Genomic DNA, 24,831 nt, shown 5'->3' with positions numbered 1-24,831 from the left:
GTCGATTATTGTTCGTTAAATGACACTTTGTTCGGTGATCGAACAAACGACTGTACCATCATGCTCGAATTCGACGGACGACTGACCGACCGCCTGAGCTCCACCGAGGCGCTCATCGCAATCTTTTCGCCGCGCGCGACGATCCAGCGCATGCTCGATGTGGAGGCGGCATTGGCCCGGGCCCTCGCATCGGCCGGCGTCATTCCGGGCGATGCGTCCGGGCCCATCGAGGCCGCGTGCCGCGCGGAGTGCATCGATGCCGACGCGCTGACGCACGCCGCCGCACGGGCGGGCAATCTCGCTATTCCGCTCGTGAAGCAACTGACCGCGGCGGTCGCCGAGCAGGCTCCCGAAGCGGCGAAATACGTGCATTGGGGCGCCACGAGTCAGGACATCATCGATACGGGCATGGTGCTGCAGTTGCGCGACGCGCTGAATTCGATCGACGCGCAAATCGCGTCGCTCGACGACGTCCTGGCCGGCCTGGCCGAGCGACATCGCGCCACGTCAATGGTGGGTCGCACCTGGCTGCAGCAGGCGCTGCCGATCACGCTCGGCATGAAGTTCGCGCAATGGCTCGATACGCTCGAGCGCCATCGGGCGCGCGTGACACACCTGCGCCAAAGCGCGCTCGTGCTGCAATTCGGCGGCGCGGCCGGCACGCTCGCGAGCCTCGGCGAGCGCGCCGATGCCGTGACGCAGGCGCTTGCCAGCGCGTTGGCCCTGGCGGTACCGGTGCTGCCGTGGCACACGCAGCGCGATCGCATCGCGGAGATCGCGACGACGCTCGGACTGATCACGGGTACGCTCGGCAAGATTGCTCGCGATGTATCGCTTCAGATGCAGACCGAAATCGGCGAGCTTGCCGAACCGTCGGGCGCGGGCAAAGGCGGTTCGTCGACGATGCCGCACAAGCGCAATCCGGTCGGCTGCGCCGCTGTTCTGAGCGCCGCCGTGCGCGTACCGGGGCTTGTCGCGACGGTGCTCGCCGCCATGGTTCAGGAACACGAACGCGCCCTGGGCGGCTGGCAGGCCGAATGGGAGGCCCTGCCCGAGATCGCCCGGCTCTGCGGCGGAGCGCTCGCGCACGTCGACGAGATCGCGCGCGGGCTCGAAGTCGACACCGGGCGGCTTGCCGCCAACCTCGGTTCGACTCACGGCCTCATCCTCGCGGAAGCGGTCATGCTCGCGCTCGGCGAATCGATGGGACGTCAACCGGCGCATCGCCTCGTCGAACATGCGTCGCAACGGGCCGTTGCAAGCGGACGCAATCTGCGCGACGTGCTGGCCGAGGATACCGAGGTGACGAGCCGCTTGGACGCGGCTCGCCTCGATGCACTCTTCGATCCGGCCAACTACGCGGGGCGCGCGCACGCGTTCGTCGACGCGGTGCTTGCAGCGTTTCGCGAATCGCGGGCCGAAGAAGCCGCCAGAACCAATCGAGATCAGGAGTCCGACTAAATGAACGACCAGGAACGCTACGACGCAGGCATGGAAGTGCGCCGCGCCGTGCTCGGCGATGCGCACGTCGATCGATCGCTCGCCAAGCAAAACGAATTGACGAGCGAATTCCAAGCGCTCATCACGCGCTACGCATGGGGCGAGATCTGGACGCGCCCGGGCTTGCCGCGCCATACGCGCAGTCTGTTGACCATTGCGATGATGGTGGCGCTCAATCGCGGCGAGGAACTCGCGCTGCATTTGCGCGCGGCGAAGAACAACGGCGTGACGCGAGACGAAATCAAGGAAGTGCTGTTGCAGACGGCCATTTATTGCGGCGTGCCGGCGGCCAATTCCGCGTTTCATCTCGCCGATCGGATCTTCGCTGACGAAACCGACGCCGCCGGTGGCTCATGAGCGTTCCAGCCGTCATTGCCCAGCCGAATCTCCGCGCGCCGTAGGCGAGTGCAAGCGTTTTTCCCGCAGCAAGTCGATGAAAACGCGCAGTTTGAGCGGCATATGCACGCGGCTCGATGTATAGAGGCAAAAGCCGTCGAAGGTAGGACACCAATCGTCGAGCACGCGGACGAGGCGGCCGTCGGCCAGTTCCGGTGCGACATAGTCCTCGATGACGTGCAAGAGGCCGATGCCGTCCACGGCCGCGCGCACCATGGTGCGCAAATCGTTGGTGACGAAACTGCCCGGCGTATCCACTTCGAAAACCCGCGTTGGATCGGCGGGCGGTGCGAACTCCCATCGATAGATCCCGCGGCTCGTCGCAAAACGATAGTGCAGACAGTCATGCCGCATGAGGTCATCCGGTACCGCGGGTACCGCATAACGCTCGAAATAGGCCGGGGAGCCGGCCACGGCGATCCGCAGCGGTCCGGATAACGGAATCGCAACCATATCGCGGGCCAGCATTTCGCCGAGTCTGATCCCCGCGTCGAACCCCTCCCCGACGAGATCCGTCAGTCCGTCATCGAGCATCATATCCACCGTGACGTGCGGGTAGCGCCGCTTGAATTCAGCTAGATGCGGCAGTACGAGCAGCTCGCTCGCCACGCGCGGCAGGTTGATCCGTAACGTACCGGCGGGATGGCCCCGTTGCGCATCGAGCGCATCGAAGGCGGCGTCGAGCATCGAAAGCGCCGGGCGGACCCGCTCGAGAAAGTCCGCGCCGGCCTCCGTCAGCGCAACCCGGCGGGTCGTGCGATTGAAGAGCCGCACGCCGAGCTGCGCTTCGAGTGCCCGGACGGACTGCGAAAGCGCGGACGCCGAGACCCCGCTCTCCAGTGCTGCGCGCGTGAAGCTCTCATGGCGCGCGACGCTCGCAAAAGCCACCAGCGCGGGAAGTCGGGCTGGGTCCATATCGATCCTTTTATTAAGCAGCGCTTCAAAATGCTTGCAGAATAGCGGCCTTTTTCCAAGGGATCAACGCAGGCACGATACGGCCATCGACATACTTCACCAACAAGGAGAACTGCCATGACGATGGACCGCTATACGCTGCTCGGCCGCTCGGGGCTGCGCGTTTCGCCGATTTCCCTCGGCACGATGACGTTCGGTACCGAATGGAACTGGGGCACCGAGGAAGCAACCGCGCGTCGCCTTTTCGATATTTACGTGAATGCCGGCGGCAACTTCATCGATACCGCGGACCTTTATACCGAAGGCACCAGCGAACGTTGGCTGGGCAAATTCGTCGCCGAAAGCGGGTTGCGCGACAAAATCGTCCTCGCGACGAAATACAGTTATAACGCTCAGGCCGGCAACCCGAACGCCGGGGGCAACCATCGCAAGAATCTGATGCGTGCGCTCGATGCGTCGCTCGCGCGGCTCGGCACCGACTACATCGACCTCTATTACGTGCACACGTGGGACCGCATGACGCCCGTGGACGAGGTGATGCGCACACTGGACGATGCCGTCCGGGCGGGCAAGATTCGCTACGTCGGGCTCTCCGACACCCCCGCGTGGTTCGCGGCGCGCGCGCAGACGCTGGCGCAATGGAGAGGCTTCGAGCCCGTCGCGGCCATGCAGCTCGAGTACTCCCTGATCGAGCGCAACGCGGAAAACGAGTTCGCCGATCTGGCCGTCGAATTCGGCATGGGGCTGGTTCCCTGGAGTCCGCTCGCCATGGGTCTGTTGTCGGGCAAATATCGGCCATCGGAGGGTGCATCGGGCGCCGGGCGCCTTCAGACCGTGAGCGAGCAAACGGCGGGGCGCATGCCGCCCGGTTTCGACAAGCTGACGCCGCGCAACTTCCGAATCGTCGCCGAGCTCGAGGCGGTGGCCGCCGAAGCCGGCCGCCCGATGGCCCAGGTTGCGCTGAACTGGCTGCACGACAAGCGCGGAGTCTCGAGCATCATCGTTGGAGCGACGAAACCCGAGCAGCTCGAGGATTCGCTTGCATCGCTCGATTTCACGCTCGCGCCCGAGCTTGCCGCGCGTCTCGATGCCGTGTCGCAACCCGACCGGCCGTTCCCCTACTACATGTTCGCGGACGGTCACCAGGCGCGCATCCACGGCCATGTGGAAGTCGCCAGCAAGCCTCGGCGCTACGACGAGCCCGTCATCGTGCCCGCGCCTTCGCCATCGGTCTAACGAGGATCCATGCCGCTGCCGTGTGCGTCGGGGCACTGAGCCATCGCTGCCCGTCGGGCAAGCTGTACCCGATGGCTGCCCGGCGCGCAGGCAGTGTGCGACAGGATTCGACTCGTTGATTACCCTGAATCGCTCTTCAAAGCAGGCGCACGTGTGCCGTTAATGCAACAAATCGTTAAAAAGCGATTCGGCGCTGGCACCGATCGACGGACGCGTCAGATAATCGCTTTGTATCAGGAGAGAGATCATGGAAGCGAAGCCCACCCACATTCCGCCCCCCGACAAAATCGCAAGCCCGGATCCGGAGCCGGTGGGCGTCGAATTTCTGGGTGCCGAGCTCCCGGAACATGTTCGCGCGTTCTTCGACGAACAACGCAGATCCTTCGAATCGAAGTGAGCGGACACCGCTCGGAAGCTGCTTTGCATCGCGCGGTCGTCCGCGCGTCATGAGTCTGCGCGCGCGCAGTGCTCGCCTCCACATGCGTGCCGCTATGGCGGCACCGCGCTGTCATCCCGCTGCCGCCGACCGTCCGCCGTGCCGGCGGTCGTGCGGCGTTCCTTGCCGGCCCGGCCGGCTGACTGCCTGAACCTTACCCCCATGAAACGTCCACTGAGTGCTGCAGCGCTCGGCGCCATCGCGTTATGCGCCGCCTTGTCCGTCATGCCCCGTCACGCGCGGGCCGAGGGCGACGATACCCCGCTCATCAACCTCGTCGCGCTGGCCTCGAAACGGCTTGCCCTGGCCGTACCCGTCGCCCAATGGAAATGGGCAAACGGTCGGGCGATCACGGATCCGCCGCGCGAAGCGGCACTGCTGGCCGACGTGGACAAGCGCGCACGCGCGGCAGGTGTCGATCCCGCCTTCGCTCACGCCTTCTTTCAGGATCAGATTGAAGCCAGCAAGCAAATTCAGACTGCGCTGTTCGACCGATGGAAGACAACGAAGCCGCCCGAGGGGCCCGCGCCCGACCTGGCCGCCACTACCCGCCCCGCGCTCGATCAGCTGACGCAGGCGCTGATTCCCGCGCTCGCGCGCGCTCAACCGCTGCGCGACAGCGCCGATTGCCCGACGAGGCTCAAGCGCAGCGTCGAGAACTGGAAAGCCATGACGCACTATGAATCGGGCGAGACCGCTGCGCTGACGACCGCGCTGGCGCACGTCTGCTCGTCCGGTGGAATGGGCGGCACCGGCTGAAACCGGGCGCGGCGCGTTCAGATAGGCGCCGCTTCGGACGCCGTCATGGTGACGGCCGATCCCGGCGCGAGCTGCATTACGCGCAAGCCGCGCTCGAGATGCGTTCGCAAAATGCGATACGTCGATGACTCGAACGTGCATCGAGCGCAATCCACGGCGAGCGCGCTCGCGTGCTCGACACTCGGCGCCGCGCCGAGGTAGCACCAGCGATCGACGACGTGGAAGACGGGAACGGCGCCATCCGCTCCATGCTCCACGACCGCAATCGCTCCGCTGAACGGCCAGGGCGCATCGCTTGCCTCGCCACGTGCGGCGCGTGGCTGCCGGTTGTACCGGGGCTGCAGCGTGGCGATCCATTGCGCTTCGGCCAGCAGCGCGCCCAGCTCCCCTCCCGTATCGCGCCACTCGACCCGCCGAACCTCGGCTGCGAGACGCAACTCGCGCGCCGAACGGCGTTCTCCAACGAGATGGGCGCGGATACGCTGACGCAGCCTGACGCTGCGGCCAACGAAGAGCGCGGTACCCGCTTCGTCGTAAAAAGCGTAGACGCCGCAGCCGACCGGTGCGGTATCGAGCAGATCTTCGGTGATATCGCCGGCAATGCGATAGCGGCGCATCGTTCGCTCGACCTGCTCGCGCAACACATCGAGCGGCCATAACCCGTGCAGCGTATGCCAGAACTGCCAGAGCAAGTCCGCATCGGCGAGCGCTCGATGACGCGCGATCGGCACCAGCGCGTGCCGGGCGATCAGCGCATCCAGCCCGTGCCGTTTCTCGGACGGATTCAACGCGCGCGAGAGGCGCACGGTGCATAGAACGTCGGGATTGAACGCGAGACCGACGCGCTGGAACTCGCTTCGCAGGAATCCCCGATCGAAACTGGCGTTGTGCGCGATGAAAAGCCTGCCGTCGAGCCGTCGATGGAGCTCGGAGGCGATCTCATCGAAGCTCGGAGCTTCGCGCACCATCTCGTTGGTAATGCCGGTGAGCTGCTGAATGAACGGGGGAATGGCCTGCCCGGGATTGACGAGCGTGCTCCAGCGCGAAATTCCGTGGGGCCCCGCTTCGACGACGCCGATCTCGGTAATCCGATGATCCGCGAGCGATCCGCCGGTCGTTTCCAAGTCGACGAATACGATCGGGGCATCGACAGCCGATTCAGGCAAAGGAGAAGATGACATGAACAAAAACGCTCGGGGGGCAACAATAACCGAAGTATGCACCACCCGAGCGCCGGCTACCGAACGCGGCCGGGCGCCTTGGCCCGGGCCCGCAGCGTCAGATCGGACGAATGTTCGCCGCCTGCTTGCCTTTCGGTCCGGTTTTCACCTCGAATGTCACGCGTTGATTTTCTTTGAGTGATTTAAAACCATCGGCCTGGATTTCGGAGAAATGCGCAAACAAATCCTCACCGCCCTTATCAGCCGTAATAAAGCCAAAACCTTTAGCATCGTTAAACCATTTGACGATACCAGTTTCCTGAGTACTCATAGTACTGATTCCCTCGAGATTTTTAATAGACGGGCAGCGCCCTCCACCGAAACCCCCTTGTGGACGACACGCCACAGTCTCTCCGTCTGCGACTCGTCGCCAGGTCAATCCGGCGCTGCTTTTATAAAGGGAAGCGAGAGCCCTCGTCAAGATTTTTTTCATTAACTGAACGGCCGCGCGATGCTATACGCATCAAGCGCAAATAAATGCATTAACCCCCGTCAAGATTGCCGGCAGCATCGCAATAACGGGGATCAACCCGGCAAAATATACCGCAGTTGCAACAAAATATTTCCGATGTAAGTATTTATCCGAGTTGTCCGCGATCCACCGGCGCCGGATGATTGAATCAGATTATTAGCTGTGGAGACCATCATGCAATTGCAACGCCTCAAACGCCTGTTCTCCCGGCTCATGCATGCGCCCTTCGCACGCCAGCCTCTAGCGTCCGTAGCGTCCGGCGTCGCTCCTGGGAGCGGCTTCGATCCTTTCTGGCACGGCGACCACTGGCAGAACTTGCTCGCCTCGCCTATGGATGCACGTCACTATGTCGTCGAAGACTGGGCGCCTGCGTTCGATGAGTCGTCAGCCGGAGCCTGGGAGAAAGACGGCGATACCGCCCGGCGGCGTCGTCGCCATTGAATAAAAAAAAGCGCGGCCAGCGGCCGCGCCGTCAAGCTCGGAGACCTTTTTCTCTACGAAAAAGAGCCCTCAGTGTAAGGCCCCGCGGACGCGACAATCGACAACATAATCCGCAACCATCTCTTCCTCGTTACGCAATAATCAGTTGAAACGCGCGTCTGTTTCCACGAACAGACGCGGACTGATTTGTATCGCAAACGCAACAAGCGAAAGCTCGGCATATCTCCATCACAGCGGCAATCCTTCGTGAAAGCCTTGCGTGGCAAGCGATTGCGCGGGACTTGTTGGCCATTGCGCATCGCAAAATACTTTATTGCGCGAACTGAAATGGCAGTCTGCGGGGGGTGCTCATTTACACTCAGCCGGGTTGGAAGACAAAGCGCCTAATGGTGGTGGGCGCGCTTGCACGCAAATGCCTCTCGCTGTCGGTGGCATGACTGTCTTCCGAAAGCTGCAAAAAATTTCCCGTTCTGGAGTGATAAAGATGAAGAAGACTCTTCTGGTCGGCGCCCTCACCGGCGTATTTGCAACGATGGCGCATGCGCAAAGCAGCGTCACGCTGTACGGCCTGATCGACGCAGGCATCACCTACACGAACAACCAGCGCGGCCACAGCAACTGGCAAGAGACGAGCGGTAGCGTGAACGGCAGCCGCTGGGGGCTGCGAGGCGCCGAAGACCTCGGCGGCGGTTTGAAGGCCATCTTCACGTTGGAAAACGGCTTCAACATCAACAACGGTACGTTGGGGCAACAAAGCCGCATGTTCGGCCGTCAAGCCTATGTCGGCTTGTCGAGCGCCGATTACGGTACGGTCACTCTCGGTCGTCAGTATGACGACGTGGTGCAGTACCTCGGGCCGCTGTCGCTGACGGGTACGCAATACGGCGGTACCGGATTTGCCCACCCGTTCGATAACGACAACCTCGACAATTCGTTCCGGGTGAACAACTCGGTGCACTACCAGAGCGCCAACTACGGCGGCTTCAAGCTCGGCGCAATGTATGGTTTCTCGAACGCCGCGGGCGGCTTCGCGAACAACCGTGAGTACAGCGTCGGCGCATCGTACAACTTCGGCGGCTTCAACTTCGCCGCGGCGTACTTGCAGTTGAACAACGGTCTGAACTCGGCCACCGCGCTCGGCGCCGCGAACACGGGCGGTGCAGTGACGGATTCGCCGTTCGCCGGAACGCGTCAGCGTGTCTGGGGTGCCGGCGCGAACTACACGTTCGGCCCGGCAACGGCCGGTGTCGTGTTTACGCAGTCGCGCGTCAACAATGCGACGAGCATCGCCAACGCCAACCCGGTAACTTCCGGCTCGCTGGCGTTCGCTGCGCCGACGGGTCTGCGCTTCAACAACTATGAAATCAATGGTCGTTATGCGCTGACGCCTGCATTGAGCCTCGCGGGACAGTACACGTTCACCGACGGCAAGGTCGGCAGCACGGATCCGAAATGGCACACGTTCGGCCTGCAAGCCGATTACATGCTGTCAAAGCGTACCGACGTTTATCTGCAGGGCGAATATCAGCACATCAAGGCCGATGGCTCTGGCCTGACGGCTTTCATCAACGGCTTGGCTCCGTCGTCCACGCACAACCAGGTTGCCGTGACCGCCGGCCTGCGTCACCGCTTCTAATACGCATCGAAAAACGGTTGTATGCCTCGAAGGCGCCGCTTGCGGCGCCTTTTTTTCGTCGGCGAATCGCGAGCGGCCGGCATGAAGCGACGGTCAAGCCGCCATCGGGCGCTCAAGCGCTCGCTGGCGGATAACGGACATCGAGAACATCGATCTGCTCCGGCCCCGCCGGCGTGTGCAGCGTGACGACATCGCCGATACGTGCCTTGAGCAAGGCGCGCGCGATCGGCGAAATCCAGCTGACGTGTCCGCAGTCGAGATCGACCTCGTCGATGCCCACGATGGTGACCGTATGCGTCTCGCCATCGACACCCGCGTAATCGACGGTCGCGCCGAAAAAGACTTGATCGACGTTCTCCTGCCTGCTGCTGTCGACGACCTCGGCCAAATCGAGCCGTTTGGTCAAAAAACGGATGCGCCGATCGATCTCGCGCAAGCGGCGCTTGCCATAGATGTAGTCGCCGTTCTCCGAACGATCGCCATTCGAGGCGGCCCATGACACGAGTTTCACGACCTCGGGCCGATCTTCGTCGATCAGATGCAACAACTCGTCGCGCAGGCGTTTATGCCCTGCTGGCGTGATGTAGTTCTTGGTTCCTGGCGGGATCTCGGGCTGCGCGACGTCGAGATCGTCATCGCCGTCCTCGCCCGATTCTTTGACAAAAGCTTTGTTCATGATGAAACCACTGCGTCGATTCGATGAGTCTTCAAGACTACACGATAACCCCGGGCGCAACGCCTCGCAGCTCTTCCATTTTTCCAGGGTCGTGCTATACTTTCGCTTCTGCGTGCGGCTGTAGCTCAGTTGGATAGAGTACTTGGCTACGAACCAAGGGGTCGTGGGTTCGAATCCTGCCAGCCGCACCAATTACGAAGGGCCTTCCGAACGGAAGGCCCTTTGTTTTTGTCGACCTGTCCGGCGCTCGGCCGTCAGTAGTCGGCCCGCTCCCGCTCGATGCGCATACCGCCGTCGTGCCGGTGATGCCCCTCCTCGCTCGGCCGCTCGCGCGCAATGCGCATGACGTCGGGGTTCGTCCGCACGCGTCGCATGACGTTCGCAAGGTGAACCCGATCGCTGACCTGGATGACGAAGCGCAGCACCGTCGACTCCTGGGACAAATCCTCGTCCATCGCAATATGGACGATGTTCGCGTCGGCCGACGTGATGTCCGCCGCCACGCGCGCGAACACGCCCTTGGTGTTCTTGACGAGGACCTTGACGGCAACGTCGAACAGGCGCCCGGGCTGCGGCGCCCAGGCCACATCGATCCAGCGCGCGGGATCGCGCCGATGGATCCGCTGAGCGACCCGGCAATCGGTCGTATGAATGGCCATGCCGAGACCGATGCCGATGTAACCCATGATGTCGTCGCCCGGTATCGGCCGGCAGCACGCCGAAAGCTGTACGGACATTCCCTCGGTGCCAGTGATGACGACCGGCGGCGCATGGGGCGCCGTAGAGTGCTCTGTACGCGGATGGTCGTCGTCGGCATCTCGCCCACTGACGAGCACTTCGATGCGCTTGGCCATGACCGCGGCAACACGCCGGCCCAAGCCTATATCGGCGAAGATTTCCTGACGGTTTTTGTTGCCCGTCCATTGAACGAGCTTTTCCCAGATTTCGGGTTCGACCTCCGCCAACGACAGACCGTAGCCTTTGAGGCCCTGATCGACGAGCCGCTCGCCCAGTTGCACCGACTCGTTCAGCCGCATCGTCTTCAGATAGTGACGAATCGCCGAACGTGCCTTGCCGGTGCGCACGAACCCGAGCCACGCGGGGTTCGGCTTCGAGTACGGCGCCGTGATCACTTCGACGATATCGCCGCTCTTGAGCTCCGTGCGCAGCGGCAGCAGCTCGTTGTTGATCTTGACGGCCACGCACTGATTGCCGAGGTCGCTGTGGATCGAATAGGCGAAGTCGAGCGCCGTGGCGCCGCGCGGCAATGCCATGATTTTCGATTTCGGCGTGAATACGTAGACGGCGTCCGGGAACAGATCGATCTTGACGTGCTCGAGGAACTCGCTCGAATCGCCTGCCTCGCTCTGGATGTCCAATAGCGACTTCAACCATTGGTGTGCGCGCTTTTGCACATCGTTGAGATCGGCGCCACCATTCTTGTACAGCCAATGTGCCGCGACGCCCGCCTCTGCGATCTCGTGCATCTTGCGCGTGCGCACCTGGAATTCGATCGGCGCGCCGAACGGTCCGACGAGCGTCGTATGCAACGACTGATAGCCGTTGACCTTCGGGATCGCGATGTAATCCTTGAACTTGCCCGGCACGGGCTTATAGAGCGCATGCAGCGCCCCGATGCAGGTATAGCATTCGAGCGCACTGCCGACGACGACGCGAAAACCATAGACGTCCAGCACCTGCGAAAACGAGAGCTGCTTGTCGCGCATCTTCTTGTAGATGCTGAAGATCGTCTTCTCGCGCCCCGTCACTTCCGCATCGATATGTGCGTCGCCGATGGCGCGCTGCACCGACTCCAGAATCTTGCCGACGACTTCGCGCCGGTTGCCCCGCGCCGCCTTGACCGCTTTCTCGAGGGTCGCGTAGCGATTCGGATTGAAGTTCGCAAAGCTCAGATCCTGCAGCTCGCGATAAGTATTGTTCAGGCCCAGCCGATGCGCGATCGGGGCATAGATGTCGAGCGTTTCGCGTGCCACACGCCGGCGCTTCTCGGGCGGAACGGCGCCGAGCGTACGCATGTTGTGCAGGCGGTCGGCGAGCTTGACCAGAATCACCCGCACGTCCCGCGCCATCGCAAGCAGCATCTTGCGGAAGTTTTCCGCCTGCGCTTCCTCGCGATTGCGGAACTCCATCTTGTCGAGTTTCGACAACCCGTCGACGAGCTCCGCCACCTTCGCTCCGAACCGCTCGGCGAGTTCGGCCTTCGTCACGCCCTGGTCTTCCATGACGTCGTGCAACAGCGCGGCCATGATCGATTGCGCGTCGAGCTTCCAGCCGGCACAGGTTTCCGCGACGGCGACGGGATGCGTGATATACGGCTCGCCGCTTTGGCGATACTGGCCCAGATGCGCTTCGTCGCTGAAATGGAACGCGGCCTTGACCTCCTTGATCTCCTCCGGGCTCAAGTAGCCGGCGAGCATCGAGGTGAGCTTGGCGATGGAAACGACGTCGTGCTTGCGGGGCTGCTCGGGCGTGGCTGTCGGCCCGAACAGATGGCGGAACGATTGTTCCAGAACCGCGTCGATGTATTTGCGCGCGGCACCCGGCGCTTCGGTCTCGTGTTCCGGGTTGACGGCCTCGGCAGCAGTGGAGGCGGACGATGGGATGTTGCTCATATTCGCCTCCGTATCGGTGGTTGCCGGGTCAGTTGAGCGCGTTTGGCTCGATAGACTGCGCGAAGTCGCGGCGACGGATACTGCCGCCGCGCTTCACGAACTCGATGCTCAGACGGGTACCTTCTTCAACATCTCGAGACCGACCTGGCCTGCAGCGATCTCGCGCAGCGCGACAACGGTGGGTTTGTCGCGGCTCTCGATCTTGGGCGTGTGACCCTGGGCCAACTGGCGGGCGCGATAAGTCGCGGCGAGCGCCAGCTCGAATCGATTCGGGATTTGCTTCAGGCAGTCTTCGACGGTAATGCGGGCCATGTTCGGAAATTCCTTCTTGATATGCTGCTTATTCTACCTTATGTATGCAGCCGTCCACCGTCACTCGGCGGCCGGCAGATGGATGCCGAGCTCGATGAAGAGCTCGCTGTTGCGGGCGTACTGCGAATCGAAACGCAGCCGCGTCGCGGCAACGATACATCGCAACTCGGCCAGGGCCCGATCGAAATGCTCGTTGATGAGCACGTACTGAGCATCCGATGCGTGCGCCATCTCGCTGCCGGCCGCAAGTAGCCTGCGCGTGATGACGTTCGGCTCGTCCTGGCCTCGCTTCTTGAGACGGACCTCGAGCGCCTCGAGCGACGGGGGCAGGATGAATATCTCGACCGCGTTGCGGAACTGCTTTTTCACCTGCTGCGCGCCCTGCCAATCGATTTCGAGCAGCACGTCATGGCCGCTTTTCATCTGTTCCTCGATCCACACGCGCGAAGTCGCATAGTAATTGCCGTGCACTTCGGCGCTCTCGAGAAACTCGCCGGCCGCGTGACGGGCCAGAAAGTCGTCGACCGTCGTGAAGTGGTAGTGCTGCCCGTCCTGTTCGCCAGGCCGCGGCTTTCTCGTCGTGTATGAAATCGATAGACGAATGGCTGCGTCGTCGGCCAGCAGCGCGTTCACGAGCGTCGATTTGCCGGCCCCCGATGGGGCGACGACCATGAAAAGGTTGCCGGGATACACCCCGGCGTAGGGATTGCGCGGAGCGCCGCTTTTGCGCGCGCCGCCTGCGGACGTAGCGTCGATCATCGGTGGTTCACTCCAGGTTCTGGACTTGCTCGCGCATCTGCTCGATCAGCAGCTTGAGCGTCATCGACGCGTCGGCAAGCTCCTTCGCAGCCGCCTTCGAGCCCAGCGTGTTGGCCTCGCGGTTCAGTTCCTGCATCATGAAATCGAGCCGCTTGCCGACCTTGCCGCCCTTCTCGATCACATGACGCGTCTCGTTCAAATGCGCGGTGAGGCGCGACAACTCTTCGGCGATATCGATCCGGATACCGTACATCGTCACTTCCTGACGGATGCGCTCGGCGATCTCTTCGCGCGAGACGATCGTTGCGACCCCGTCGGGCGCTGCGAGCCCCAGCGCCTCTTGCAAGCGCTCGACGATCTTTTGCTGATGCTTGCCGATGAGCTCCGGCACGAGCGGCGAGATGCGCTGCAAGATCGCCTCCATCTCGGTCACGTTGCCGAGCAACATCGCACCGAGCTGCGCACCCTCGCGGCCGCGGACATCGATGAGTTCGGCGATCGCCTGCTTGCCGCAAGCGAGCACGGCGTCGCGCAGCGCCTCCGCCGATGCGCCGCTTTCCGCGAGCACACCGGGCCAGCGCAAGATCTCGCCCGTGCGCATGCGCTCGACGCCGGGAAAGGCATCGGTGACGGCCTGCTCGAGCTTGGCGAGTTGCTGCAGCACCTCGGCGTTCAGCGCACCGACGCTCGGCGTCTGCTCGCTGCGCTGCACGTTGATGCGGATGTCGACCTTGCCGCGGGAGAGCTTGCTCATGAGCAATTCGCGCAGCGTCGGCTCGCACGCGCGCACCTCTTCGGGCATACGGAAATTGAGGTCCAGAAAACGCGAATTCACGGTGCGCAGTTCGACCGATACGCTCATGCCCGCCGAAATGCCCGGCACCGCAATTTCGCGCGTAGCGCTCGCGTAGCCTGTCATGCTGTAGATCATCGTCCGTCTCGCGTTTGGGGCCGTTGCCGGCCGGTGGTTCGAGGCGCCCGTCGCGCCAATGAGGCGTCGCGCAGGCGAAAGGGGCATTATCCCATTTTTGCGCCCGGCGCCTGCTCCGAGCGCCGCTCGCAGGGCGTGGCAAGGCAGCTCGGGGCGGCACGCGCGATGCGGCGCCTCCGGAACGGTAAAATCACGGTTTCCCTCCTCATACCTTTGCCCACCATGACCGATCTCGTTGAACGCCCGAGCGGGCGCCGTGCCGATGCACTGCGCGACGTGCACATCACGCGCCATTACACGAAGCATGCGGAAGGGTCCGTGCTCGTCGAATTCGGCGATACCAAGGTCATCTGTACGGCAAGCGTGCTCGAGCGCGTGCCCGAGTTTCTGCGCGATCGCGGCCAGGGCTGGCTCACCGCCGAATACGGCATGCTGCCTCGCGCCACGCACACGCGCAGCGATCGCGAAGCCGCGCGCGGCAAGCAGACGGGGCGCACACAGGAGATTCAGCGGCTCATCGGCCGCGCGCTGCGATCGGTGTTCGACCTCGAGCGGCTCGGTCAGCGCACGCTGCACGTCGATTGCGACGTCATCCAGGCCGACGGCGGCACGCGTACGGCCAGCATCACCGGTGCGTTCGTCGCCGCGCACGACGCGGTGTCGAAGCTTCTCGCGGCAGGACGCATCGAAAGCTCGCCGATTCTCGACTATGTGGCGGCTATTTCGGTCGGCATCTACGAGGGGCTGCCGCTGCTGGACCTCGATTATCGGGAAGATTCGCGCTGCGATACCGATATGAATGTCGTCATGACCGGCGACGGCGGATTCGTCGAAGTCCAGGGTACGGCCGAGGGAACCCCTTTTTCGCGCGACGAAATGAATGCACTGCTCGATCTGGCCCAATCCGGCATCGAACAGTTGATCGCCAAGCAAAAGGCAGCGTTGGAGGTTGCAGGTGACTGATCGCGCAAGCGAATCCTCGCGCACCATGCCGGGCAGTGTCGCCCGTTCGCTCGGGCGCGTCGTGGTTGCGTCGAACAACGCCGGCAAGCTGCGCGAATTCGCCGCGTTGCTGGGCGATGCGGGCATTGCGCTCGTCGCGCAAGGCGAGCTCGGCGTCCCGGAGGCCGACGAGCCGCATCCGACCTTTATCGAGAATGCCCTGGCGAAGGCGCGCCATGCCGCGACATTGACCGGCATGCCCGCGCTTGCAGACGACTCCGGCTTGTGTGTCCATGCGCTGGGCGGCGCACCCGGCGTGCATTCGGCGCGGTTCGCACTCGATGCGGGCGGCGAAAAAAGCGACGCAGCCAATAACGCGCGGCTCGTCGCCGAGCTCCAGGGCGTGCAGGACCGGCGGGCCTACTACTACTGCGTGCTCGTACTGATGCGACATGCTGACGATCCGGAGCCGCTCGTGGCCGAGGGCCGCTGGCATGGCGAAATCATCGACACGCCGCGCGGCAGCAACGGCTTCGGTTACGACCCGCACTTCTTCGTGCCGGCGCTTGCGGCCAGCGCGGCGCAGCTCGATCCCATCGCCAAGAACGCACATAGCCATCGCGCGCTGGCGCTGCGTGCGCTCGTCGCCCGGCTCGCTGGGGAGACGCAATGACTACCCCCGAGTACGATCGGCATCGCGTCGTTCAAGCGTTCGTCGCGCCTGGGAAGATTGCGCTGAGCTCGCTGCCGCCGCTGGCGCTCTATGTCCACTTCCCCTGGTGTGTGCGCAAGTGCCCGTATTGCGATTTCAATTCGCATGAATGGAAAGGCGAACGCTTTCCCGAAAACGATTATCTCGATGCGCTGCGTGCCGATCTCGAGCAAGCGCTGCCCCTCGTCTGGGGACGGCAGGTGCACACCGTCTTCATTGGCGGCGGGACACCAAGCCTGCTGTCGGCAAGCGGGCTGGACCGGCTGTTATCGGATGTGCGCGCGCTGCTGCCGCTCGATGCGGACGCCGAGATCACGATGGAGGCCAATCCCGGCACGTTCGAAGCCGAGAAGTTCGCGCAATTTCGCGCAAGCGGCATCAACCGCCTGTCCGTCGGCATTCAGAGCTTCAACGAGCGGCACTTGAAGGCGCTGGGCCGGATTCACGACAGCGGCGACGCGCATCGGGCAGTGGAAATTGCCGCGCGGCATTTCGAGAACTTCAACCTCGATCTGATGTTCGCACTTCCGCAACAGACACTCGACGAATGCCGTGCCGACGTGGAGCGCGCGCTTTCGTTCGACCCGCCCCATCTCTCGCTCTATCACCTGACGCTCGAGCCGAATACGCTCTTCGCGAAGTACCCGCCGGCGCTGCCCGATGACGACGCCTCGGCGGACATGCAGGACTGGATCCATGAGCGCACGGCGGCGGCCGGATACGAACGCTATGAGGTGTCGGCCTATGCCAAGCCGCATCGACAGTGCAAGCACAACCTCAACTACTGGCGTTTCGGCGACTATCTGGGCATCGGGGCCGGTGCGCATTCCAAGCTGTCGTTCGCCCATCGGATCGTTCGTCAGGCGCGTTACAAACACCCGGCCACCTTCATCGAAAAGGCACGCGCCGGCTCGCCCGTCGAGGAGGAACGCGAGGTAGGGCCACACGATCTGCCGTTCGAATTCATGTTGAACGCGTTGAGGCTGACCGAAGGTTTTCCCGTGCATCGGTTCATCGAGCGAACGGGGCTCGCGATCACGGCAATCGAGCCCGCGCTGCGCGAAGCCGAGCAGCGCGGCTTGATCGCACGCGACCATGAACGGATTGCGCCCACGCCGCTCGGGCAGCGGTTTCTCAACGATCTGCAGGCGCTGTTCTTGAACGAGCGCGCCTGACGATTGTTGGGGGGCATCCTAATTGCTCGCATCGATTCCGGGATGCTACGCAAACCGGTCATGAACGCCCAGAAACGCCGCCCACCGCCCACGGCTGCCGATGCCGAGCCCCAAGCTCGACCCGAGGTCGAGCCGGAACAGCAGCCGCGCACGCTTGACGCGTGCCGCCGCTGTGCACTTTGGGAGCGTGCCACGCAGGGCGTGCCGGGCGCCGGGGCGCGGCATGCGCCGATCATGATGGTCGGAGAACAACCGGGCGACAGCGAGGATAAAGCCGGCAAACCTTTCGTCGGACCTGCCGGGCAGTTGCTCGATGACGCGATGCACGAAGCTGGCGTCGTCCGCAAGGACGTTTTCATCACGAATGCGGTGAAGCATTTCAAATGGGAGCCGCGCGGTAAGCGGCGGCTGCATAAAACGCCTGCGCAACGCGAAATCGAGGCATGCCGCTATTGGCTGGACCAGGAATTGGAGGAAGTCGCGCCGAAGGTCGTGATCGCGCTCGGCAGCACGGCGCTCAAGGCGCTGCTGCAGGACCCACATGCCCGGTTGCAGGAGCACTTCGACAAAGTGATCGAGCATGGTGGACGCGCCATTCTGGCGACATGGCATCCGTCGTACGCGTTGCGCGCACCGGATCGCGAGACGCGTCAACGTGCGCTCGCGCATATCGTCGAGACGCTGAGCAAGGCCGGGGCGCTGGCGCACGGTAAGCGCTCGGGCACGGAGTAAGCGGATCTTGCGACGCGGGGGAAGCGGGCTGCGCGGGATGCAGGGCGCCGTCGGCATTGCAGCAGGCCGACTGTTTCGCGGTACAATCGCTCCCCTCGGAGGGCTGGCAGAGCGGTTGAATGCACCGGTCTTGAAAACCGGCAAGGCTTTACGGCCTTCGTGGGTTCGAATCCCACGCCCTCCGCCAGAACGCCCCTCCGAAACAATCTTGGACAATTCGGTTAAATCGCCAATTCCCTTGCTGCATAAGGCTCACAAAGAAGAATCCAAAATCGAAATAGTCCGGAGTCGTTGCGAATAGTCCGGTTTAGTCGCGAAGTTTTGGGGGGTCGGTAGGTGGGTAGGCTGTTGGTGCGGTCACGCCCTGGCACTTGCCACTGTTTTCTCCGCCGAACTCATCGGAGCCCCGCTAGGCGGCATTTAGGCCATTCCGTATCACTCACGCGGGGCGCGATCGCCCGCGCTGCTCGTCTCTCATCTCGCTCAGCCGCGCGGCGGGCGCTATGTATCTGGGGCATAGGGACGTGAACGCGCCTCAGGATTTGATATGCTTTCGCCCACCAATAAAAAGACGATCGAGGGCACAAGTCAATGGCAGCGAACTGCACATTCGTTCTGAACGGCCAGCCTATCAGCAAGCTGACTTGCGATGGGCTCACCTTTCCAGCTTTCTCCGGCGACGTCGGACACGAGAATAGGGCCGCCGATACGGCATTGGCAAAGGCGGGGCCGATTCCGAAGGGGCGCTACTACATCATCGCGCGGGAGAGCGGCGGGCGCCTTGGCTGGCTGTGGGATCCCATCAAGGACGAGTTCAGCAACTCACACCGCAATGAGTGGTTCTCGCTACACCCGGTGACACAGCCGATGGCCGATTGGGTCATCGTGAGTGGCGTACGCAGAAATAACTTCCGCCTCCATCCCGCGGGCCGTCAGCGTCTCAGTGAAGGCTGTATTACCCTCACGGACCAATCGCGTTTTAATCAGCTCCGTACCTACCTCCTCTCACTTCCGCCCAGCTATATTCCGGGCACAAAAGCGCGTTACTACGGCGTCGTGGAGGTGAAATGAAATATGTGCTGCGCACGGCGATGGTAGCGGCGTTGACATACCTGTACTTGAAGCTGATCTATAGCTGGCAGTGGGTCGACGATGTTCGCAAGAGCGCCGGCGGCCAAAAGGTCTACTTCTTCCTCGCGGACCTCTTCAATGTGCGCGGAGCCGATGAAGGGGAAACTCTGTTGCTGCTCTTCTATTTTTTTGTCTCGTTGGCGGCCGCATGCATCACTGTCTGGACGATCTACCGATTCATCGTCCGACCGTTACGCGAGGGGCGACGCCGAAAGGCTTCTTAGTCGCGGGTTCTCAAGCGAGCGGTAGGCTGTGGTTGCATGCCAGGCTGGTCGGTTTGCAGCCGACCAGTTCGGCGAGTTCGTTTCGCGTCAGGTAACGACTCATGATGTAGGGGAAGCGAATTCTTTTACCGCCGTACTCTGATGGAGAGTTCGAAACAGCGGCCTTTCGGCTCTCGGTCAAGTTGTATGCGATTCGCGTAGTTCCGGCGGATAAGCGAAGAGCGGGAAGACTTGCCCCCATCGGCGCTGCCACATCGCTGCGGCGGCAAATTTCGCGCCCCATTCGATGTGAGAACAGGCTTGCCGTATCGCGCGTTCGCCGCTGCCGCCGAAGCTCGAGCAGTGATGTGCTGCAAATTCGAAGGCGAGATAGCCTGGGGAGGATTTCGCCCGGAGTCGGGTACGTGACTTCGCGTGCCATGATGATTCTCCAGTCAATGGTAATCGACGATCTCGACCTCGAATGCGTTGCCACCCTCGAACCGGAAGCACACGCGCCATTGGTCGTTGATGCGGATGCTGTACTGGCCGGCGCGATCGCCTCTGAGCGGCTCCAGCCGATTGGAGAACCAGTAGGCACCGGCAATGTACAGCGGACACGCCCTCCGCCAGAACGCCCCCCTACTTCACCGCCACCCACCGCCCCTTGGCATCGAGGCTGGCGTACGGTTCGAACTTGCCATCGCGCACCGTCACCGCCATGAACGGCGCCTTCGCTCGATCGCCCTTCTGATCGAACTCGATTTCGCCCGTCGCACCGTTGTAGCGCTTCAGTCTGTGCAACGCCGCCGCGATGTCCTCCGGTTTGATCGAGTTCGCGTTCTCGATGGCCTGTGCCGTAACCCCGATCGCGTCGTACTCGTAAACCGAATACGGACCGGGCGCGCGCTGGTAGGCGGCTTCGTACGCCTTCACAAAACCCCGTGCGCGGGACTGCGGGAACAACTGCGGTAACGGCGACGTCGTCACGATCATCCCCTCCACCGCCGCTCCCCCCTTTTCGATCAACGACGGGTCCGCGGTGCCGTTGCCCATGAAGTATCTGATCGATGGCGTCAGCTCGCGCCGGTTTTTCGCCAGCACGGCAGCGTCGTTGTAATACCCCGTGAAGTACAGGACATCCGCCTTGGAATCGGTCGCCCCCTTGATCACGCTGCGATAGTCCGGCTGTCCTGGTGTAATCGCACGGTCGTAGACCACCTCGACACCCGCTTGCTTGAGCGCCGCGATCGTGCTTTGCGCGAGCCCCTGCGAATACGTGGACCCGTCGTTGAGGACCGCTGCGCGCGTCGCATGCAGTACGTCTCTCATGAACTGTGCGGCGAAGCCTCCCTGCGCGTCGGTTCGCCCTATCGTGCGAAAGACGTCGTTCCAACCGTGATCGGTGAGTTGCGGAAACGTAGAGGCATCGAGCACGTAGGGAATATGCCGGTCGTGCAACACGCGCAGCTCGGGCAGCGCAGCGCTCGAGCAATAACCGCCTGCGACTGCGACGACACCCGCCGCAACGAGCTGGGTCGCCGCCTTCGCCGCTCCGTCGGGATTGCAGGCATCGTCTTGCGGTACGAGTTCGAGCTTCCTGCCAAGTGCGCCGCCGGCGGCATTGATCTGCTCGATGGCGAGCCTGCCGCCATCGACGATGTCGACACCCGCCCGCTCGTAGCTTCCGGACAGCGGCGCGGGCACACCGATCTTGATCGTTTCTTGCGCTTGCACATCACGGGGCGCGAACGCGAACGGCAGTACGGTCCACACCGCGAGCATGACCGCTGCCATGCGGCGCGCAGCGACTGATGCAGACCGCGGCGCGCCAGTCTCGCGGAAAACACCCGGCTGGCTTCCATCCCTCATCTTGCGGCTCCTCCGTTACAGCAGGCGACCAGCGTCGCTGCGTAACGGAGATATCGGCTGCGCCGGGCAAAAGGTTCAACCGTTTATCAGCATGGAATCGTTTCCTCGGGAAAACGCTGACATCGGCCCCGTGTCGCTTCAGCTCAAACTCGGCGAACGCTCGTGCCCCGAGATGCCGGCCACCGGCCAATGCGGGGCCCGATCTCCCCTGGGCAAATTGCGGCTATGCAAAACAAGGCGTGGAGGCCAACCGATCCACCTCGATCAATCCGAGCTTGACCGCCATCATCATTGCGGCGCTTCGCGAATGCACGTCCATTTTTCTTTTGATGTTATGGATGTGATAGTTGATCGTTGCCTGCGACCGATCCAGTATCTTTGAAATCTCCCACGTCGATTTTCCGAGTGCGAGCCATTTTAGGCACTCCGTTTCGCAGGGCGTCAGCTTCGGCACCGATGAACTCATTCCTTCACGCGCAAAGCGCAGGCCCGTCTCGTAAGCGATATCCCGAATCAATCCCAGTTTCGGCATATGCACCACCACGTCGCGCCTCGCTTCCTCCGATTTCCGGCTCGTGGCGAAGCACAACATACCCACTTCCTGTTTTGGCCCATGAATCGGAAACGTTACGCCCCACCGCATGCCGAATCCGCTCGCCTGTTCGTACAGAATCTGCTCTTCGGGCTCGACAAAACGCTCGCTGCCCCAAACGAGCGGTGTGAGCTTCGACTGGCAATAGCGCACGATGGGGTCGATGCGCACGTAGTGCTTCTGTTCGTATATCTTTCGCCACACCGCCGAATGATTGCCGCGATAAAACGCACTTTCGAACGGCATGGTGTTTCTTATCGACAAAGCGAATATCGTGTATTCGAAATCATGCCGCCGGCCAATTTCAGATAGTTCATCGAACCACGTGTCCGAATCTGCGGCATCAAGGAGCGCTGCACCCATTTCATATCGAAACATTTTTCCCTCGGCCTCATTCAAGTTCCAGATTCACAGAGATGAATCTCGCAACCCCGCCTGCCGAACGATACTGGATGGAAACTTGAAATTCAAACGAACTTGAGCCCGTTAATCTTAGTATTTGAGAAAATCAGCGGCCGTCGCAAATTGTTCGTTATAAATCCACACCCAATCCACATAGTGGGTTTTCGGAGAAAATCGCCCGGAAAAACCGCTGCAGCCAATCTATGCGAATCGCTTCGAAACCTCTCAACCTCACGGAGCCCGCTGGCCGATCGCACCGCTTCTTCCTAAGCTCCAATTCAGCCATGGCAGCGCCGTGCCTTAGACGAAGGAGCCGTCCCCATGCATTCATTCAGGCAGTCGCTCGGAATCCTGCTCGCAGTGGCGCTGATCGCCGCGTGCCCGGCACCCGTCGCGGCCAACGAGGGGAATGCCTCGTCGCCAGTCGATTTCACGCTCGCGCTCGGCACGCCGCAGCGCGACGCCGCCGAACGCTCGCTCGCCGCGTTGGCTGAACATGCGATGGACAACGACGATAGTCGCTCGCTCAGCCGCATTTTCTCGATGGATTCGCCGGGCGCCGTGCGCGATGCCGCGATCGGCTACGGCTTCGAGATTTATCTGATCGATGCGGCTTCGCTGCTTGCGGGCAACAGCATCGACAAGAGCCTGCGCCGTACCGGAGTCTGGCGATTCCTGGTGCTGATCGGCGACCGGCCAGTCGGCCTCGCGACGGTCGCGCGTGTGCACGGCCAGTGGAAAACGGTGCAGATGGGCGGCGCGGGCCTCGCCGCAGACATCTCACGCGCCGTGAGCGACTATCTCCGCGACCCTTCGGCCCCACGACTGCGCTTCATACGCAGCGAGCAAGGGCTGGCGGATTTCATCGAAGTCGTCGCGCACGGCGAACCGGCATACCTGCCGTTGCTGAGTGCGCAAGAACTCGCGTTTTCGTCGAGACCGGATTTAGCCGCTGGCGCGAGCCCTGTCGCCGCCACGAAGCGCGAGGCGCTGAGCGAACACCGGATCATCGACGCGCTGCGTGCGAGTATCCGGCGCGGGATGAGCGATCCACGCTTCAGCCATTGAGGAGTTCCATCATGAAGACTACTCCGGCGGCGTATCTCATCGCGAGCGCAGCGGCCTTCATAGCGCCGCAGATGGCAGCGCAGGCGGCAAGCGTTCAACTCGATGTTCCCCTCGTGCAGCAAATACACAGCGAGTGGTGTTGGAGCGCGGACGCGGACGCAGTGCTGGCTTACCGCGGCGTCACGACATCGCAATGCCGAATCGCCAACTGGGTCGACTCGGTCGGCTATGCATGCGGAGCGTATCCGTTTTATTGGAACGATCGAGCGAATTCCGGAAACTACCTGGCCGGTACGACCGGTATCGAAGGCATCCTTTGGTGGCTGGGGCGGCGCGCATCGCGCTATTACGGCAGCCCGCTTTCCTATGGTGCGACGCGTTCGGCCGTTCAGCGCGGCAACCCTGTGATCGCGCTCTGGTCCTGGCCCGGCGGAGGCGGCCATTTCATCGTCATCGACGGTTTCGACGATGCTTCGCAAACGCTTTACTTCATGAACCCCTGGCCGGGCGAAGGTGCCGGTTATGGCGACTACGACTGGATGAGATATGGGCAGGGCGACATGGGGCTTCACACCTGGGTGGAGTCGCTGATCGCATACTAGGGCCTGTTCACGCTAATTACAGGCTTGCGAACGTGCCTTGCCGGCCGCAGGACAAGGAGAGAGGAGGCGCAATAGCCGTAGCTATTGCAACGACGAACGACGCCGTAATGCGGCCGGCAAGGCACGTTCCCCTGGTTGTAGGAATCCTTCGTGGGGCTGGCCACCAGAAGGGCCGATCGCCGCGTCATGCTCCTTGTGAATACGTCGAGTATTCCCTTCGTCCCATTCCTTGCGCTCGGCCCTTCTGGTGGCCAGCGCAAGCCTGTAATTAGCGTGAACAGGCCCTAGGATTCGATCGCTTCGAAACGAACATCCGCACAGTTCGCGCTCGTTCGCATGCGCACACAAAATCGCGCGAACCCGGATGCGCAATGGCGGCCGGTAGCCTACTCTTTTCTTATCCCGTTGCCCCCGCTCAGCCGAGCATCCATCGATAGCCGCACCTCGCCATGATCGCCATTTTTCGCCGCCTTCCCGCGCCGCGCGTCCGTGGGCATTGGCGCTTTCCAGCTTTGGGCGCGCTGGCTCTCGCGAGCGCCTGCACATTCACGCCGCCTCAGCGGCCGTCCGCGCTGACGGCCCCGCCGCCGGCCGCAGTCAACAGTGCGACGCTCGATCAGTACCGCAAGCTGGTCGCCGAGCGTATCGTCGAGCGCAATCCTTCCTATGTGCAAAAACGCCCGCCGCAAGCGATGCTGCGCTCGCTCGTCGTCGTTGCGATGAAGGTCGATCGCGATGGCAAGCTGGTCTCGTCGTCGGTCTATCGCACCAACGGCGACGACGAAGCGGAAGCCACGGCGCTGGCCTCGCTACGCCGCGCCGCCCCGCTGCCACCGCCTCCGCCCAAGCTGCTCAACGCACTCGGTCAACTCGAAATGTTCGAGGATTGGCTCTTCAACGACGACGGTAAGTTCCAACTGCGCACACTTGCCGCGCCGCAGGCCCAGGCGTTCGACTGAAACGCTCGCACCGTGCATCCGCCGACGCCAAGGTCGGCGGACTCGCTATAATCCAGACCGCATTGCATCGCACCGCTGGCCGCGTCGCACCGCTTGGCGGCCAATGCGTCGAGCAACGC

The 24,831-nt window shown here is 62.5% G+C and carries 26 protein-coding genes, 2 tRNA genes and 1 pseudogene; 18 read left to right on the top strand and 11 right to left on the bottom strand.

The window, feature by feature from the left end:
• Positions 1 to 60 precede the first annotated feature (60 nt).
• Both VGL01_RS22125 and pcaC read left to right on the top strand, forming a co-directional pair.
• Positions 61 to 1,461 (top strand): 3-carboxy-cis,cis-muconate cycloisomerase, encoded by a 1,401-nt coding sequence (locus tag VGL01_RS22125; RefSeq protein ID WP_331573183.1) that lies wholly within the window; start codon positions 61 to 63, stop codon positions 1,459 to 1,461.
• Positions 1,462 to 1,857, top strand: coding sequence for a 4-carboxymuconolactone decarboxylase (gene pcaC, locus VGL01_RS22120; protein WP_331573181.1), 396 nt, complete (start codon positions 1,462 to 1,464; stop codon positions 1,855 to 1,857).
• A gap of 12 nt (positions 1,858 to 1,869) precedes the next feature.
• Here pcaC and VGL01_RS22115 read toward each other — a convergent pair whose 3' ends face one another.
• Entirely contained in the window at positions 1,870 to 2,811 is a 942-nt protein-coding gene (locus tag VGL01_RS22115) for a LysR family transcriptional regulator (protein ID WP_331573179.1), read from the bottom strand.
• 117 nt (positions 2,812 to 2,928) lie between these two features.
• Between VGL01_RS22115 and VGL01_RS22110 the strand changes: the two genes are divergently transcribed.
• From VGL01_RS22110 to VGL01_RS22100, 3 genes are all read left to right on the top strand, one after another.
• Positions 2,929 to 4,047, top strand: a complete 1,119-nt coding sequence (locus tag VGL01_RS22110; protein WP_331573177.1) for an aldo/keto reductase — start codon at positions 2,929 to 2,931, stop codon at positions 4,045 to 4,047.
• A gap of 247 nt (positions 4,048 to 4,294) precedes the next feature.
• Positions 4,295 to 4,444, top strand: coding sequence for a hypothetical protein (locus VGL01_RS22105; protein WP_331573175.1), 150 nt, complete (start codon positions 4,295 to 4,297; stop codon positions 4,442 to 4,444).
• A 201-nt stretch (positions 4,445 to 4,645) separates the two neighbouring features.
• Positions 4,646 to 5,242: a chorismate mutase gene (locus tag VGL01_RS22100; RefSeq protein ID WP_331573173.1), complete on the top strand. Its 597-nt coding sequence runs from the start codon at positions 4,646 to 4,648 to the stop codon at positions 5,240 to 5,242.
• 17 nt (positions 5,243 to 5,259) lie between these two features.
• Here the strand turns inward: VGL01_RS22100 and VGL01_RS22095 are convergent, their stop codons facing one another.
• A complete protein-coding gene (locus VGL01_RS22095; RefSeq protein WP_331573171.1) occupies positions 5,260 to 6,423 on the bottom strand; it encodes an exonuclease domain-containing protein in 1,164 nt (387 codons plus the stop codon).
• 97 nt (positions 6,424 to 6,520) lie between these two features.
• A complete protein-coding gene (locus VGL01_RS22090; protein WP_173257085.1) occupies positions 6,521 to 6,733 on the bottom strand; it encodes a cold-shock protein in 213 nt (70 codons plus the stop codon).
• A 375-nt stretch (positions 6,734 to 7,108) separates the two neighbouring features.
• On the opposite strand from VGL01_RS22090, the gene VGL01_RS22085 reads away from it, so the two are divergent.
• Together VGL01_RS22085 and VGL01_RS22080 are read left to right on the top strand one after the other, a co-directional pair.
• Positions 7,109 to 7,375 (top strand): hypothetical protein, encoded by a 267-nt coding sequence (locus VGL01_RS22085; protein WP_331573169.1) that lies wholly within the window; start codon positions 7,109 to 7,111, stop codon positions 7,373 to 7,375.
• Positions 7,376 to 7,859: 484 nt separating this feature from the next.
• Positions 7,860 to 9,011 carry a porin gene (locus VGL01_RS22080; protein WP_331573167.1) on the top strand — a complete coding sequence of 384 codons (1,152 nt, stop codon included), beginning with the start codon at positions 7,860 to 7,862 and terminating at the stop codon, positions 9,009 to 9,011.
• Between the two features lie 112 nt (positions 9,012 to 9,123).
• On the opposite strand, the gene greB is transcribed toward VGL01_RS22080, so the two are convergent.
• Complete coding sequence (gene greB, locus VGL01_RS22075) at positions 9,124 to 9,687, bottom strand: transcription elongation factor GreB (RefSeq protein ID WP_331573165.1); 564 nt, start codon at positions 9,685 to 9,687, stop codon at positions 9,124 to 9,126.
• Between the two features lie 114 nt (positions 9,688 to 9,801).
• On the opposite strand from greB, the gene VGL01_RS22070 reads away from it, so the two are divergent.
• A tRNA-Arg gene (locus VGL01_RS22070) sits at positions 9,802 to 9,878 on the top strand.
• Positions 9,879 to 9,941: 63 nt separating this feature from the next.
• Here VGL01_RS22070 and VGL01_RS22065 read toward each other — a convergent pair.
• From VGL01_RS22065 to VGL01_RS22050, 4 genes are all read right to left on the bottom strand, one after another.
• Positions 9,942 to 12,320, bottom strand: coding sequence for a bifunctional (p)ppGpp synthetase/guanosine-3',5'-bis(diphosphate) 3'-pyrophosphohydrolase (locus VGL01_RS22065; RefSeq protein ID WP_331573163.1), 2,379 nt, complete (start codon positions 12,318 to 12,320; stop codon positions 9,942 to 9,944).
• A gap of 108 nt (positions 12,321 to 12,428) precedes the next feature.
• Positions 12,429 to 12,632: a DNA-directed RNA polymerase subunit omega gene (rpoZ, locus tag VGL01_RS22060; RefSeq protein WP_006400783.1), complete on the bottom strand. Its 204-nt coding sequence runs from the start codon at positions 12,630 to 12,632 to the stop codon at positions 12,429 to 12,431.
• A gap of 60 nt (positions 12,633 to 12,692) precedes the next feature.
• Positions 12,693 to 13,391: a guanylate kinase gene (gene gmk, locus VGL01_RS22055; protein WP_331573161.1), complete on the bottom strand. Its 699-nt coding sequence runs from the start codon at positions 13,389 to 13,391 to the stop codon at positions 12,693 to 12,695.
• Positions 13,392 to 13,398: 7 nt separating this feature from the next.
• A complete protein-coding gene (locus VGL01_RS22050; protein ID WP_331573159.1) occupies positions 13,399 to 14,322 on the bottom strand; it encodes a YicC/YloC family endoribonuclease in 924 nt (307 codons plus the stop codon).
• Between the two features lie 222 nt (positions 14,323 to 14,544).
• Between VGL01_RS22050 and rph the strand changes: the two genes are divergently transcribed.
• From rph to VGL01_RS22015, 7 genes are all read left to right on the top strand, one after another.
• Positions 14,545 to 15,285 (top strand): ribonuclease PH, encoded by a 741-nt coding sequence (rph, locus tag VGL01_RS22045; protein WP_331573157.1) that lies wholly within the window; start codon positions 14,545 to 14,547, stop codon positions 15,283 to 15,285.
• A gap of 25 nt (positions 15,286 to 15,310) precedes the next feature.
• Positions 15,311 to 15,937, top strand: coding sequence for an RdgB/HAM1 family non-canonical purine NTP pyrophosphatase (gene rdgB / locus VGL01_RS22040; protein ID WP_331573242.1), 627 nt, complete (start codon positions 15,311 to 15,313; stop codon positions 15,935 to 15,937).
• A complete protein-coding gene (hemW, locus tag VGL01_RS22035) occupies positions 15,934 to 17,151 on the top strand; it encodes a radical SAM family heme chaperone HemW (RefSeq protein WP_331573155.1) in 1,218 nt (405 codons plus the stop codon). Before rdgB ends, hemW begins: the two co-directional genes overlap by 4 nt.
• Before the next feature lie 60 nt (positions 17,152 to 17,211).
• Positions 17,212 to 17,883 carry a UdgX family uracil-DNA binding protein gene (locus tag VGL01_RS22030; protein WP_331573153.1) on the top strand — a complete coding sequence of 224 codons (672 nt, stop codon included), beginning with the start codon at positions 17,212 to 17,214 and terminating at the stop codon, positions 17,881 to 17,883.
• Between the two features lie 97 nt (positions 17,884 to 17,980).
• Positions 17,981 to 18,070, top strand: a tRNA-Ser gene (locus VGL01_RS22025).
• Between the two features lie 404 nt (positions 18,071 to 18,474).
• Entirely contained in the window at positions 18,475 to 18,954 is a 480-nt protein-coding gene (locus VGL01_RS22020; RefSeq protein ID WP_331573151.1) for a DUF2778 domain-containing protein, read from the top strand.
• A complete protein-coding gene (locus VGL01_RS22015) occupies positions 18,951 to 19,238 on the top strand; it encodes a hypothetical protein (RefSeq protein WP_331573149.1) in 288 nt (95 codons plus the stop codon). Before VGL01_RS22020 ends, VGL01_RS22015 begins: the two co-directional genes overlap by 4 nt.
• A 434-nt stretch (positions 19,239 to 19,672) precedes the next feature.
• Here the strand turns inward: VGL01_RS22015 and VGL01_RS22010 are convergent.
• From VGL01_RS22010 to VGL01_RS22000, 3 genes and pseudogenes are all read right to left on the bottom strand, one after another.
• Positions 19,673 to 19,804: pseudogene (locus tag VGL01_RS22010) on the bottom strand (type II toxin-antitoxin system RelE/ParE family toxin); the annotation flags it as partial.
• Between the two features lie 55 nt (positions 19,805 to 19,859).
• Positions 19,860 to 21,014, bottom strand: a complete 1,155-nt coding sequence (locus tag VGL01_RS22005) for a branched-chain amino acid ABC transporter substrate-binding protein (RefSeq protein ID WP_331573147.1) — start codon at positions 21,012 to 21,014, stop codon at positions 19,860 to 19,862.
• 298 nt (positions 21,015 to 21,312) lie between these two features.
• The gene (locus tag VGL01_RS22000) at positions 21,313 to 22,044 is read right to left on the bottom strand and encodes a LuxR family transcriptional regulator (protein ID WP_331573145.1); all 732 of its coding nucleotides are present in this window, start codon (positions 22,042 to 22,044) and stop codon (positions 21,313 to 21,315) included.
• 360 nt (positions 22,045 to 22,404) lie between these two features.
• Between VGL01_RS22000 and VGL01_RS21995 the strand changes: the two genes are divergently transcribed.
• The 3 genes from VGL01_RS21995 to VGL01_RS21985 all read left to right on the top strand — a co-directional run bounded on the left by VGL01_RS21995 (position 22,405) and on the right by VGL01_RS21985 (position 24,712).
• Entirely contained in the window at positions 22,405 to 23,151 is a 747-nt protein-coding gene (locus VGL01_RS21995; protein ID WP_331573143.1) for a hypothetical protein, read from the top strand.
• An 11-nt stretch (positions 23,152 to 23,162) separates the two neighbouring features.
• Positions 23,163 to 23,753 (top strand): C39 family peptidase, encoded by a 591-nt coding sequence (locus VGL01_RS21990; protein ID WP_331573141.1) that lies wholly within the window; start codon positions 23,163 to 23,165, stop codon positions 23,751 to 23,753.
• A gap of 449 nt (positions 23,754 to 24,202) precedes the next feature.
• The gene (locus tag VGL01_RS21985) at positions 24,203 to 24,712 is read left to right on the top strand and encodes a TonB family protein (RefSeq protein WP_331573139.1); all 510 of its coding nucleotides are present in this window, start codon (positions 24,203 to 24,205) and stop codon (positions 24,710 to 24,712) included.
• Positions 24,713 to 24,831 lie beyond the last annotated feature (119 nt).

This window comes from Trinickia sp. (genome assembly GCF_036503415.1).
Lineage (GTDB): Bacteria > Pseudomonadota > Gammaproteobacteria > Burkholderiales > Burkholderiaceae > Trinickia.
The sequence above is the reverse complement of the archived record's forward strand: the minus strand, read 5'-3'. Positions and strand labels throughout refer to the sequence as shown.